Genomic DNA, 12,753 nt, shown 5'->3' with positions numbered 1-12,753 from the left:
CCCCGCCGTGACCGTCTCCGTGCCGCCGGGGCCCCCGCGCTCCGCACCGCCGTCCCCGCAGGGCATCCGCCCCGCCGGGTCGCCGGTGCGTGAGCCGCGCGCGCTCCCGGCGCACGGCGGAGGCCGGCCCGCGCTCCTCCCGCTCGACCACCCGCAGCCCCGCCGCTGCGCCCCGCCGTTCTGGCACCGGGGCTGTCGCGCGCCCGCCCGCCGGGTGCACGGCCGCCGGGTCCGCTACGTCATCGGCGACGAGCCGGGACAGGTCAACGGCATGCGATGGCGCACCGGCTGAGCGCCGCAGCGAGCCCGGCCGTCCGCGTCCCGCGCACCCACCCGTAAGGGTCCGTGCCGCGTCGACGCGCCGCGCCGTACCCGCCCCGACCGAACCCGGTCGCGGCGGCTTTCCGCTCCGCTCCGGCGCATCCGGTGAACCCACCCGTTGCCATCTCCAGGAGCCATGTCGGATGTCCTCAGACTTCTTCGTTCCGGACCCCGAGGGTCTGATCCCCAGCGCCGAAGGCTATTTCGGCGCCTACGGCGGCAAGTTCATCCCGGAGGCGCTCGTCGCCGCCGTGGACGAGGTCGCCGTCGAGTACGACAAGGCCAAGGCCGACCCGGCCTTCGCCGCCGAGCTCAACGAGCTCATGGTCAACTACACGGGCCGCCCCAGCGCCCTGACCGAAGTCCCCCGCTTCGCCGAGCACGCGGGCGGCGCCCGTGTCTTCCTCAAGCGCGAGGACCTCAACCACACCGGCTCGCACAAGATCAACAACGTGCTGGGCCAGGCGCTCCTCACCAAGCGCATGGGCAAGACCCGGGTCATCGCCGAGACCGGAGCCGGTCAGCACGGCGTCGCCACCGCGACCGCCTGCGCGCTGTTCGGCCTGGAGTGCACCATCTACATGGGCGAGATCGACACCGAGCGCCAGGCGCTCAACGTCGCCCGCATGCGGATGCTCGGTGCCGAGGTCGTCGCCGTGAAGTCCGGCTCCCGCACCCTCAAGGACGCCATCAACGAGGCGTTCCGCGACTGGGTCGCCAACGTGGACAGCACCCACTACCTCTTCGGTACGGTCGCCGGGCCGCACCCCTTCCCCGCCATGGTCCGCGACTTCCACCGGGTCATCGGGGTCGAGGCCCGCCGCCAGATCCTGGAGCGTGCCGGCCGGCTGCCGGACGCCGCGATCGCCTGCGTCGGCGGCGGCTCCAACGCCATCGGCCTCTTCCACGCCTTCATCCCGGACGCCTCCGTCCGGCTCATCGGCTGCGAGCCCGCCGGGCACGGCATCGAGACCGGCGAGCACGCGGCGACCCTCACCGCGGGCGAGCCCGGCATCCTGCACGGCTCGCGCAGCTACGTCCTCCAGGACGACGAGGGCCAGATCACCGAGCCGTACTCCATCTCGGCCGGTCTGGACTACCCGGGCATCGGCCCGGAGCACTCGTACCTCAAGGACGTCGGCCGCGGCGAGTACGTCGCCGTGACCGACTCCGCCGCGATGTCGGCCCTGCGGCTTCTCTCGCGCACGGAGGGCATCATTCCGGCCATCGAGAGCGCGCACGCGCTGGCCGGTGCCCTGGAGATCGGCAAGCAGCTGGGCGAGGACGGGCTGATCCTCATCAACCTCTCCGGGCGCGGCGACAAGGACATGGACACGGCGGCCCGTTACTTCGGGCTGTACGACGCGGACGCGGCCGTCGAGGCGGCCGAGGCCGGCCACGGCGCGGAGATCGAGGGGGACGTCAAGTGAGCGGCACCACTGTCAACACCGTCAACACCGGCCACACCGGCAATATCGACCTGCTGAACACCACCCTCGCCGCCGCGAAGGCGGAGGACCGCGCGGCCCTCATCGCCTACCTCCCGGCCGGCTTCCCGACCGTGGACGGCGGCATCGAGGCCGTGAAGGCCGCCGTCGCCGGCGGAGCGGACGTCGTCGAGGTGGGCCTGCCGCACAGCGACCCGGTGCTCGACGGTCCGGTCATTCAGACCGCCGACGACATCGCGCTGCGCGGCGGTGTCCGGATCGCCGACGTGATGCGCACGGTCCGCGAGGCGTACGAAGCCACCGGCGCCCCGATCCTCGTCATGACCTACTGGAACCCCATCGACCGCTACGGCATCGAGCGGTTCACCGCCGAGCTCGCCGCGGCGGGCGGCGCCGGCTGCATCCTGCCCGACCTGCCGGTCCAGGAGTCGGCGGTGTGGCGCGAGAGCGCGGAGAAGCACGGTCTCGCCACCGTCTTCGTCGTCGCCCCCAGCAGCCTCGACGAGCGCCTCGCCACCATCACGGCGGCGGGCTCCGGCTTCGTCTACGCCGCCTCCCTCATGGGAGTCACCGGCACCCGCGAGTCCGTCGGCGACCAGGCCCAGAACCTGGTGGCCCGCACCCGCGCCACCACCTCCCTCCCGGTCTGCGTCGGTCTCGGCGTCTCCAACGCGGCCCAGGCCGCCGAGGTGGCCGGCTTCGCGGACGGCGTCATCGTCGGGTCGGCCTTCGTCAAGGCGATCCTGGACGCGCCCGACGCGGCGGCGGGTACGGCCGCGGTGAAGGCGCTCGCGGGCGAACTCGCCGAGGGTGTTCGAAAGCGCTGACGCGCTGCGTCACCCGTACGGGTGGACTGGGACCGGGGAGGCACGCGAGTGCCTCCCCGGTTCGTTGCTGCGGGTGTGAGCGAGAACCAAGAAGGAAGAAGGGCCGCGCGCGACCGGCTCGTCCAGCAGCGTGAGCAGGAGAAGGCGCGAGAGCGCCGCCGCCGCACGCTGATCGTCGCCGGAGCCGTGATCGGCGTGCTGGCGCTGGCCGCCGTGATCGGCCTGATCGCGGCCAACGCCGGGGACGACGACGACAGCACCGCGGCACCCGTCGTCGCGCCGTCCGGCGCCACCGGCAAGGACGACCTCGCCATCCCGGTGGGAGCGAGCGACGCCCCGTCCACGCTCACCATCTGGGAGGACTTCCGCTGCCCGGTCTGCGGCCAGTTCGAGAACGCGTTCCGCGGCACCATCGCGGACCTCACGGACAGCGGACAGCTCCGGGTCGAGTACCACCTGGCCACGATCATCGACGGCAACATGGGCGGCACGGGCTCGGTGCGCGCCGCGAACGCCGCCGCCTGTGCCCAGGACGCCGGCAAGTTCGTGGCGTACCACGACGTCCTCTACACCAACCAGCCCGCCGAGACGGACGACGCCTTCGGCAAGGACAGCACCCTGATCGACCTCGCCAAGAAGGTCCCCGGGCTGGACACCGCGACCTTCCGCAACTGCGTCGAGAACGGCAAGCACAACGGCTGGGTCGCGAAGTCCAACGCCGCGTTCAGCGAGGGCGGCTTCCAGGGGACCCCGACCGCCCTGCTGAACGGCGAGTCCATCTTCCCCAAGAAGGGCGACGAGCAGATCTCGGTCGCCAACCTCAAGAAGTGGGTGGAAGAGGCCAACAAGGGCAAGCCGGCCGGCACCCTCACCCCCACGCCGCCGGCCTCCTGACCGAGTGACCTCGATCATGGTGCCGCTGCGGACGGTGGAATCCGGCCCTGTTATCCATACGTTGCCGGGTGACGTCCCGTCCGCACGGCCCGGCAGGGTAGCGTCGGTTCCGTCATGAACCTTGCCTACATTCCCAGCCCGTCGACCGGCGTGATCGATCTCGGACCGATCCCGCTCCGCGGCTACGCGTTCTGCATCATCATCGGTGTCTTCGTCGCCGTCTGGCTCGGCAACAAGCGCTGGATCGCCCGGGGCGGCAGAGCCGGCACCGTGGCCGACATCGCCGTCTGGGCGGTGCCTTTCGGCCTGTTGGGCGGTCGTCTCTACCACGTCATCACCGACTACCAGCTGTACTTCAGCGACGGTGAGGACTGGGTCGACGCCTTCAAGGTGTGGGAGGGCGGCCTCGGTATCTGGGGCGCCATCTCCCTCGGCGCGGTCGGCGCCTGGATCGGCTGCCGCCGCCGGGGCATCCCGCTGCCCGCCTGGGCCGACGCGCTCGCCCCCGGCATCGCCTTCGCCCAGGCCATCGGGCGCTGGGGCAACTGGTTCAACCAGGAGCTCTACGGCCGCGAGACCACCCTGCCGTGGGGCCTGAAGATCAGCGGCGCCGCGAACCGGACCGAGGGTGTCTACCACCCGACGTTCCTCTACGAATCGCTCTGGTGCGTCGGTGTCGCCCTGCTGGTCATCTGGGCGGACCGCCGCTTCCGGCTCGGACACGGCCGGGCCTTCGCCCTGTACGTCGCCGCGTACTGCAGCGGCCGGGTCTGGATCGAGTACATGCGGGTCGACGAGGCCCACCACGTGCTCGGCCTGCGGCTGAACGTGTGGACCGCGATCATCGTCTTCATCCTGGCCGTCACGTACATGGTGATCTCCGCCAAGGTGCGTCCCGGCCGCGAGGAGATCGTGGAGCCCGGGGCGCAGGACGATGCCGACGGCGACGGCACCGAGGCGGATCCCACGGACGGCAAGGCCGACGGCACCGACACGGCCAAGGCCGACCTGGTGAAGGCCGACGCGACGGAGACCGGCCCGGCGGACGCCGCCGGAACCGGCGCCGTGGACGAGCCGGAGACCGACGGCGCCGCCCGTACCGCCGGTACGAGCTGACTTCCGAGGCGGCACGAGGCCGCCGCACCCGACCGGGTGCGGCGGCCTTTTCCGTGCTCCGGACCGCCCGCGACCGGGCGGTGGGACGTCAGCCCACGGCCGCACCCGCCGCCGCGGCCGTGCGCCGCCCGAGGGCGAGGGTGCGGTGCGCGGCCGCGGCCACCGCCGCGTCCACGAACCGGCCGTCCGGCAGTGCCAGCGCGCCCGCGTCCGTACGGGCCGCCGCCACGATCTCCTCGGCGGCCTCCAGCTCCTGATCGGTCGGCCGGAAGGCCCGCTCGATCACCGGCAGCTGCCGCGGGTGGATCGCCGCCCGGCCCAGCATCCCCAGCGCCCGCCCCCGGCCGCACGAGGCCCACAGCCCGTCCAGATCGCGCACGTCGGGGAAGACCGACTGCGTCGGCGGCTCCAGCCCGGCCGCCCGCGCCGCCACCACGATCCGGCTGCGCGACCAGTCGAGCCCGACGTCGTCCCGTACCCCCAGATCGGCGCGGAGGTCCGACTCCCCGAGCGCGATGCCCCGCACGTCGTGGTGGGCCGAGGCGATGGAGTACGCGTGCTCGATCGCGAGCGCCGATTCGAGCAGCGGATAGAGCGGAACACCGGGGGCGAGCGCCGCCACATGGTGCACGGACACCGCGTGCGTGATCTTGGGGAGCCGTATCCCGGACAGCCCCGGCAGCCCCGCCAGCGCCCGCACGTCGTCCTCCCCGTGCACCCGCACATGGACCGGTACGGCGTCCTCGGCGGTGGTCACCGGATCGGTGAGCAGCTCGGCGGTGGCGGACCGGGCGTACTCCTTACGGCCCGGGGCGACCGCGTCCTCCAGGTCCACGATCACCACGTCCGCCCCGGCACCCAGCGCCTTGAGCACCACCTCCGGCCGGTCACCGGGTACGTAGAGCCAGGTCAGCGGCACCGGAGTCGTGTCGTACGAGTCGTACGGGGAGATGTCGCCGGGCGGGACGGCCGCGGTGGCGCGAGGGTGCGCCTCGGCCGCCGTCACAGCGCCCCCTGAGAACGCAGCGCCGCGATCCGCTCGCCGGACAGGCCCAGCTCGTGGAGGATCTCCTCGGTGTCGGCCCCGTGCGGGCGCCCCGCCCACCGGATGGAGCCCGGGGTCTCGGAGAGCCGGAAGAGGACGTTCTGCATCCGCAGCGGCCCCAGCTCCGGATCGTCCACCTCGGTGACGCTGTCCAGCGCCCGGTACTGCGGATCCTCCATCACGTCCCGCACGTCGTAGATGGGGGCGATGGCCGCCTCCGCCTTCTCGAACTCGGCGAGCGCGTCGTCCCGGGTGTGCCGGGCGATCCACGACCCGACCGCCCCGTCCAGCTCGTCCGCGTGCTCCGCCCGGGTCGCGCCCGACGCGAACCACGGCTCGTCGATCAGTTCGGGGCGTCCGACCAGCCGCATCACCCGTTCGGCGATCGACTGCGCCGAGGTGGAGACCGCGACCCACTGGCCGTCCGAGGTGCGGTAGGTGTTGCGCGGGGCGTTGTTCCGCGAGCGGTTCCCGGTGCGCTGCTGGACGTGGCCGAGCTGGTCGAACCAGAGCGGCTGCGGGCCCAGCACCGTCAGGATCGGCTCGATGATCGCCATGTCGACCACCTGCCCCCGCCCGGTGCGGTCGCGCCCGGCGAGCGCGGCCATCACGGCGTACGCGGTGGCGAGCGCCGCGATCGAGTCGGCGAGCCCGAACGGCGGCAGCGTCGGCGGCCCCTCCGGCTCACCGGTGATCGACGCGAAGCCGCTCATCGCCTCGGCGAGCGTCCCGAACCCGGGCCGGTGCGAGTACGGGCCGAACTGGCCGAAGGCCGTCACCCGGGTCAGTACCAGCCGGGGGTTGACCGCCTCCAGCTCCTCCCAGCCGAGCCCCCAGCGCTCCAGGGTGCCGGGCCGGAAGTTCTCGATGATCACATCGGTCTCCGCCGCCAGCCGCAGCAGCACCTCGCGCCCGCCGGGCCTGGACAGGTCCAGCGTGAGGTTGCGCTTGTTGCGGCCCAGCAGCTTCCACCAGAGACCGACCCCGTCCTTCGCGGGGCCGTGGCCGCGCGAAGGGTCGGGTTTGCGCGGATGTTCGACCTTGATCACCTCGGCCCCGAAGTCACCGAGCATGGTCGCCGCGAGCGGACCGGCGAAGAGGGTCGCGAGATCGAGGACCCGCAGGCCCGACAGAGGGGTGGCGGTGAGGGTGGTCCCGGATTCGTTCATGAGGCATCGATCTCGCTTCGGTAGGGCATGGAGGTGGACGCGCCGGGCTTCTGGACGCACAGGGCGGCGGCCGAGGACGCCCAGGCGACCGCCTCGGCGACCGGCCGGCCCTCGCCGAGGGCCACGGCCAGGGTCCCGACGAAGGTGTCGCCCGCGCCGGTCGTGTCGACCGAGGTCACCTCCGGGGCGGCGAAGGGCACGGGCTCGGCGCCCCGGGCCGCGTACAGGCAGCCCTTCGAGCCGAGGGTGATGACGACCTCGGGCACCTTGCGGAGCAGGACGCGCGCCGCGGCGTACGGGTCCTCGTACCCGGAGAGCTGCGCCGCCTCGTGCTCGTTGGGGACCAGCAGGTCGACGTGGTCCAGGAGCTCGTCGGGCAACGGCTGGACGGGGGCCGGGGTGAGGATGGTGCGCACGCCCCGCGCACGGGCGGCCCGCGCCCCCTCCGTCACCGCGGACAGCGGCAGCTCCAGCTGGAGCAGCAGCAGATCGGCCGAGGCCACCGCCTCCCTCTCGGCGGGCCCGAGCGCGGTGAACGTGCCGTTCGCCCCGGGCACCACCACGATCGCGTTGGCGCCGGTGTCGTCGACCACGATGTGCGCCGTGCCGCTCGCGCCCTCGACCGTCCGCACGAGACCGGTGTCGATCCCCGCGCTCTCCAGCCCGCCCCGCAGCTGCGAGCCGTACGCGTCGGCGCCGACCGCGCCGACCATCGTGACCTCCCCGCCGGCCCGCGCGGCGGCGACCGCCTGGTTGGCGCCCTTGCCGCCTGGAACCGTACGGAACTCCCTCCCGGCGACGGTCTCGCCGAGTGCGGGCGCCCGGGCGACGTAGGCGACCAGATCCATGTTGATGCTGCCGAGCACCGTGATACGGGTCATGGGGTCAGTGCCTCCTGGTAGGTCTGAGCGGCGAGGGTGTCGAAGCCGGTGCCGTCGAATCCCGCCACCGAGGTGGCGAGGCGGTTCTTGAGCGGGGCGGTCCAGTGGCCGGGCAGGGCGTCCGGGCGGCCCGCCAGCAGTCCGGCGAGCGATCCGGCGGTCGCCCCGTTCGAGTCGGTGTCCCAGCCGCCCATCACGGCGTTGCCGATCGAGCGGGTGAAGTCGCCGTCGGCGTGGGTGAGGGCGGCGGCGAGCAGCGCCGCGTTGGGCAGCACGTGCACCCAGTGGTGGGTGGCGGCGTAGACCTCGTGCAGCCGGTCGACGACCGCGTCGAAGCCGCCCGCCGTCCCCGACGTGCGTGCCTCCCGGGCCGTCTCGATGCCCAGGCGCACCGCGCGGGCGTACCGGGACCCGGGCGGCACCACGCGCAGCCCGGCGGCCAGGCAGCCGTGCACGTCGCTCGCCCCGCCGGCCGCCTCCGCCAGCGCCGCCGCGGTGAACATCGCCCCGTATACGCCGTTCCCCGTGTGGGTGAGGACCGCGTCGCGGTGCGCCTGTTCCGCCGCCGCTCCCGGATCGCCGGGGCAGGTCCAGCCGTGTACGTCGGCGCGGATCTGGGCGCCGATCCACTCCCGGAACGGGTTGCGGTACCGGGCCGTGCGGGGCGGCTCCACCCCGTCCAGCAGATTGCGGTACGCGACGCGCTCGGCGGTGAAGACCCGGCCGGCCGGGAGCTCGTCCAGCCAGAGCCGCGCGAGGTCGTCCGTGCTGAAGCGGCGCCCGTGACGCCGGAGCAACAACACCGTCAGCAGAGGGAAGTTGAGGTCGTCGTCCTCCGGCATCCCGTCGATGTTCTCCGCCAGCGAGGTGGGGGCGGAGCGGCGGTTCCAGGGGTACGCGGCGAGCAGCGCGTCCGGTACGCCCCGGGCGGTGAACCAGTCGGTGAGCGGCCAGTTGCCGGTGGCCCGGCCGAGCGCGCGGATGCCCTCCAGCGGGAGCTTCTCCACCGGCTTGCCGAGCAGGCAGCCCGCCGCCCGGCCCAGCCATCCGGCGTGCAGCCGGGCCGGATCCGGGACGGACCGGGCGGCCGGCGGGGCCGGCCACGTGGCGCAGAGCGCCCGGACGGCCGCCAGCTCGGTGGGCTCCTGTTCCGCCAACGGGCTCTCCAGCAGGGCGAGTTCGTCGAGCAGCCGCTCGGCGAGCGCACGCAGCCCGGGCGGTGCGGGCGGTACGGAGGCGCCTGCCCGCTCCGGTGCGGGCGGGCCCCCGGCCGCACACCACCGGGCGGCGATCTCGGAGGCGTCCCGGCCGTCCTGTCCGGCCTGGCGCAGTTCGTGCCCGATCAGGTCCTCGGGCTGGACCCAGGTCAGCCGGACGTTCACCGCTCACCCGCCAGCACCGCGAAGGCCGCCTCGTGCGCGCGGCGGCGGGCGGTGTCGGCGGCGAACACCTCGCGCGCCACCGCCGTCAGGGTGCGCGCCGGGGCGTGCAGGTCGAGCCGGCTCGCCTCGGCGACCGTCTTCGCCCACTCCTCGGGTACCGCCGCCTCCCCGTGCAGCGCGCCGACGATCGCCCCGCTCATCGTGGCGATGGAGTCGCAGTCGCGCCCGTAGTTCACCGAACCCAGCACCGTGCGGCGGTAGTCGCCGCCGCCCGCCAGCAGCATGCCCAGGGCGACGGGCAGTTCCTCGATGGAGTGCAGCCGCGACGGCCGGCGGGCGCCGAGCGAGGGGGAGCGGTAGTCGGGGCCGACCGTGTCGAACGGGGCCACCGCCTCCCGCAGCGGCACCAGCGCCGACTCGGGATCGCCGTGCCGTGCCGCCACCTCGCACACCGCCTCGATCGCCGCGCGGGTGCCGTCCTTGGCGAGCGCCAGACACGCCTCCACCACCGAGACCGGTGTGGCGCCCGGCACGCAGGCCGCCGCGACGGCCGCCGCGAACACCCCGGCCGCCTCCCGGCCGTAACTGGACTGGTGCGGCGCCGCGACCTCCAGCGCCTCCGCGTACGCGGCCTCCGGATGCGCCGCGTTGACCAGCCCGACCGGCGCCATGTACATCGCCGCACCGCAGTTGACGATGTTTCCGCTGCCGGCCTCGCGCGGGTCCACGTGCCCGTAGTGCACCCGGGCCACGAGCCACTTCTCCGCGAGGAAGATCCGCTGGAGCGGCAGCGCCTCCGCCTCCAGCTCCGGAATCCAGCGCGGGGTGGAGATCAGGTCCGGGACCAGGTGCGTGGCGACGGAGTACGCGTCCAGGTGGTCGCGGACCTTGTCGTAGACCCGCACCAGCGCGTGGGTCATCAAGGTGTCGTCGGTGACGTGCCCATCGCCCTTGTGGTACGGGGCGATCGGGCGGGCGGTACGCCAGTCGTCGCCGTACCAGGGACCGACGATCCCGTGCACCCGCCCGCCGTGCCGCTCCGCGATCTGCTCGGAGGTCCAGCCTTCGACCGGCCCCCCGAGGGCGTCGCCGACGGCGGCGCCGACGAGGGCTCCGCTCACACGTTCATCGAGGGAAAGCGTGTCCGATACGGGGTGTTGAGTACTCACTGTGGGGATCATGGCTGAATTGTCCACCCGTGGCGGCCTGTTCCGTGGCTGCGAGCAGCCCGGCGAGTTCGATCAGATCGGTGCCCGCGAGCCGGGGCAGCGCGCACCCGGCGAGCGTCCGGCACGCCTCCCGCCACCCGGACGGTACGGTCCGGATGCCGCCGAGCGTCCCGGTCAGCGCCCCGGCGAGCGCGGGCGCCGAGTCCGCGACCCGGGAGAGGCAGGCGGCGGCCGGGACCGCCTGGGCGATCTGGCCGCGCGCCGCGGTGGTCAGCGCGAGCGCCACCGGCACCGTCTCGGCGGCCGCGATGCCGTAGCTGTAGACGTGGTCCACGATCTGGTGCTCCAGCACCGGGACGAGCGAGAACGCCCCGGCGGGTTCGTCCGCGAACTCCCGTGCGAGCCGCACCGCGTGCACCGCGTTGCGCGCGATCTCGGTGCCCTCCGGAAGCTGCGCGAGCGCCGCGTCCACCACCGTTGTCACGTCCGCCCCGGCGAGCGCCTCGGCGATGGCGGCGGCGATGGCCCGCGCGCCGTGCACCCCGTCGCCGTCCTGCGTGTACCGGGCGTCGAACTCCGCGAGCGCCGCGGCGGCGGCCGGATCGCCCGGGTGCACCACCGCGAGCACCGCGGCCCGCACGCAGGCGGCGTCGTCGAAGTAGTGCGGGTTGTCGTGGCCGGTGGCGGGGGGTCGCAGCCCGGCAGCGAGGTTGCCGAGGCCGGCGCGCACCGAGATCCGGGCGCGCAGCGGCAGCACCGCCGCCTCCACCTCGGGCGCCCGCTCGCTGGCCGCCGCGACCTTGGCGGCCAGCGCGTTCCAGGCGCGGTCCACCGCGTCGCGCATCCGGCGGGAGGGGGCGAGCCCGTGCGCCTCGTCGGCCGCCGCCGCGAGCACCGTACCGGCGGCGAACGCGGCCCACTCGGCGTCGTCCGAGGGGCCCAGCCGCAGCGGCTCCGGCGGCTGGTTGAGCGCGATCGGCACCGGCAGCGTGGTCGTCGCGTTCTGCTCGGCGAAGGTGTCCAGCTCCCGGGTGAGCCGCCGCGTCCACTCGGGCATCCGGGCCGCCCGGTGGCGGGCTGCGGGCCAGCCGGCCGCGTCCCCGGCGGCGAGCCCCAGCAGCAGGCCCTCGATCCGCGCCCGCCGGGTCGTCTCCGGGGGCTCCGCCCCGGGACGGACGCCGTCGTCGGCGCCGCGGGGGAGCACCCCGTCGGTGGCGGCGGTCATCGCAGTGCCCCTTCCGCGTGCAGCAGTTCCGCCGGCAGGGACCCGGCCACCGGCTCGTCCGTCGGTCCGTGCGCCTCCTGATCCGGCGGCGCACCACCATCCGCCACCGCCACCGCTGCCGCCAACGGGGCCAGGGCCGGACCCGCCGGGTCGCCCGCGGTCAGCAACTCCGCGACGTCCAGTACGTGGTAGCCCCGCATCGACGGCAGACAGCTGCCGCGCACCGGGCCGATCGCGGTGGCCCACTCCGAGGGGATCGCCGCCGCCCCCTGCCAGGCCCCCGCCAGCGCCCCGGCCACCGCCGCCGTGGTGTCCGCGTCCCGCCCCATGTTGACCGCCATCAGCACGGCCGTACGGAAGTCGCCGCGCGCGGCCGTGAAGGCGCCGAACGCCAGGCCCACCGCCTCCGGCGCCAGGTCCGTCCACGGGTAGCCGCCGATCACCACCGCGGAGCGCACCGCGCGCTCGGCCGTCAGCCGGTCCGGGTGGACGCGCCCCGCGGCGGTCACCGCCCGGCGCAGGGACCGCGCGGTCCACGAGTCCATCGGCACCACCGAGAGCGCCGCCGCGATCACGGAGGCAGGGCCCGCCCCGACCATCGCCGCGGCCACTCCGGCCGCGACCGCCTGGCCGCCGTAGATGCCCTCGCCGTCGTGGCTGACCTGCCCGTCGATCGCCACCAGCCGGGCCGCCTCGGCGGGCCGTCCCGCCGCGAACACCCCGAAGGGGGCCGCCCGCATGGCCAGTCCGTCGCTCCAGGCGTGCCGGTGCTGCGCGGAGATCGGTGCCGCCAGCCCCCGGCGGAGGTTCTCCAGGGTGCCGCGTTCGCTGAACCCGGCTCCCCGGAAGGGCCCTTCGTCGAGATCGGCGATCCAGTGGTGCCAGGCCCGGTCCACGTCGGCGACGGTGAGGGCCGAGCCGTGGCGGGCCAGCAGCAGCCCGGAGAAGATCGCGTACTCGGTGTCGTCCGTGCCCGCCGGGTCCTCGCTGACGAAGCCCTCGATCCGGCCCCAGCGGGCGCGGATCTCCGACGGTCTCAGGTTCTCCGCCGGGGCCCCCAGAGCGTCTCCGACGGCCAGCCCGAGCAATGCGCCCCGGGCCCGGTCCTTGCCCGTGATCGGTTCCATCGGTCGACCCTTCGTCCGTACACGATTTCCCCCTCTCCGATCTGTGCCACGCCACTCGGGAGGGAAGGCTGACAACCGGAATAAAAGGGCCATGCGGATGAACCTAGACGAAACGGAGCGAGGAGCTGGACGGAGGAACGCGGGATCCC

The 12,753-nt window shown here is 74.1% G+C and carries 12 protein-coding genes; 5 read left to right on the top strand and 7 right to left on the bottom strand.

Annotation, left to right across the window (positions count from 1 at the left end; genetic code table 11):
• Positions 1-7: 7 nt before the first annotated feature.
• The 5 genes from trpM to lgt all read left to right on the top strand — a co-directional run bounded on the left by trpM (position 8) and on the right by lgt (position 4,606).
• Positions 8-292, top strand: coding sequence for a tryptophan biosynthesis modulator TrpM (trpM, locus tag OHA55_RS05430; protein WP_266703304.1), 285 nt, complete (start codon positions 8-10; stop codon positions 290-292).
• A 172-nt stretch (positions 293-464) separates the two neighbouring features.
• Entirely contained in the window at positions 465-1,751 is a 1,287-nt protein-coding gene (gene trpB / locus OHA55_RS05425) for a tryptophan synthase subunit beta (RefSeq protein WP_266703302.1), read from the top strand.
• Positions 1,748-2,596: a tryptophan synthase subunit alpha gene (trpA, locus tag OHA55_RS05420; RefSeq protein ID WP_266703300.1), complete on the top strand. Its 849-nt coding sequence runs from the start codon at positions 1,748-1,750 to the stop codon at positions 2,594-2,596. Before trpB ends, trpA begins: the two co-directional genes overlap by 4 nt.
• Before the next feature lie 75 nt (positions 2,597-2,671).
• Positions 2,672-3,490 (top strand): thioredoxin domain-containing protein, encoded by an 819-nt coding sequence (locus tag OHA55_RS05415; protein ID WP_266703298.1) that lies wholly within the window; start codon positions 2,672-2,674, stop codon positions 3,488-3,490.
• Positions 3,491-3,604: 114 nt separating this feature from the next.
• Positions 3,605-4,606, top strand: coding sequence for a prolipoprotein diacylglyceryl transferase (gene lgt, locus OHA55_RS05410; protein ID WP_266703296.1), 1,002 nt, complete (start codon positions 3,605-3,607; stop codon positions 4,604-4,606).
• 88 nt (positions 4,607-4,694) lie between these two features.
• Here lgt and OHA55_RS05405 read toward each other — a convergent pair whose 3' ends face one another.
• Genes OHA55_RS05405 through OHA55_RS05375 form a run of 7 tightly spaced genes read right to left on the bottom strand, consistent with a single transcriptional unit; the run spans position 4,695 to position 12,604 of the window.
• A complete protein-coding gene (locus OHA55_RS05405) occupies positions 4,695-5,558 on the bottom strand; it encodes a CoA ester lyase (RefSeq protein ID WP_266710429.1) in 864 nt (287 codons plus the stop codon).
• Between the two features lie 50 nt (positions 5,559-5,608).
• A complete protein-coding gene (locus tag OHA55_RS05400) occupies positions 5,609-6,820 on the bottom strand; it encodes a CaiB/BaiF CoA-transferase family protein (protein WP_266703294.1) in 1,212 nt (403 codons plus the stop codon).
• The gene (gene rbsK, locus OHA55_RS05395; protein ID WP_266703292.1) at positions 6,817-7,701 is read right to left on the bottom strand and encodes a ribokinase; all 885 of its coding nucleotides are present in this window, start codon (positions 7,699-7,701) and stop codon (positions 6,817-6,819) included. Before rbsK ends, OHA55_RS05400 begins: the two co-directional genes overlap by 4 nt.
• Positions 7,698-9,083 (bottom strand): ADP-ribosylglycohydrolase family protein, encoded by a 1,386-nt coding sequence (locus OHA55_RS05390; RefSeq protein ID WP_266703290.1) that lies wholly within the window; start codon positions 9,081-9,083, stop codon positions 7,698-7,700. The genes rbsK and OHA55_RS05390 overlap by 4 nt, the downstream gene beginning before the upstream one ends.
• On the bottom strand, positions 9,080-10,264 hold the full coding sequence (locus OHA55_RS05385) for an ADP-ribosylglycohydrolase family protein (RefSeq protein ID WP_266703288.1): 1,185 nt from the start codon (positions 10,262-10,264) through the stop codon (positions 9,080-9,082). The genes OHA55_RS05390 and OHA55_RS05385 overlap by 4 nt, the downstream gene beginning before the upstream one ends.
• Positions 10,209-11,477, bottom strand: a complete 1,269-nt coding sequence (locus tag OHA55_RS05380) for an ADP-ribosylglycohydrolase family protein (RefSeq protein WP_266703286.1) — start codon at positions 11,475-11,477, stop codon at positions 10,209-10,211. The genes OHA55_RS05385 and OHA55_RS05380 overlap by 56 nt, the downstream gene beginning before the upstream one ends.
• A complete protein-coding gene (locus OHA55_RS05375) occupies positions 11,474-12,604 on the bottom strand; it encodes an ADP-ribosylglycohydrolase family protein (protein WP_266703284.1) in 1,131 nt (376 codons plus the stop codon). The genes OHA55_RS05380 and OHA55_RS05375 overlap by 4 nt, the downstream gene beginning before the upstream one ends.
• Between the last annotated feature and the right edge of the window lie 149 nt (positions 12,605-12,753).

Source organism: Streptomyces sp. NBC_00102 (assembly GCF_026343115.1).
Lineage (GTDB): Bacteria > Actinomycetota > Actinomycetes > Streptomycetales > Streptomycetaceae > Streptomyces.
This window is presented reverse-complemented; position numbering and strand designations above follow the sequence as displayed.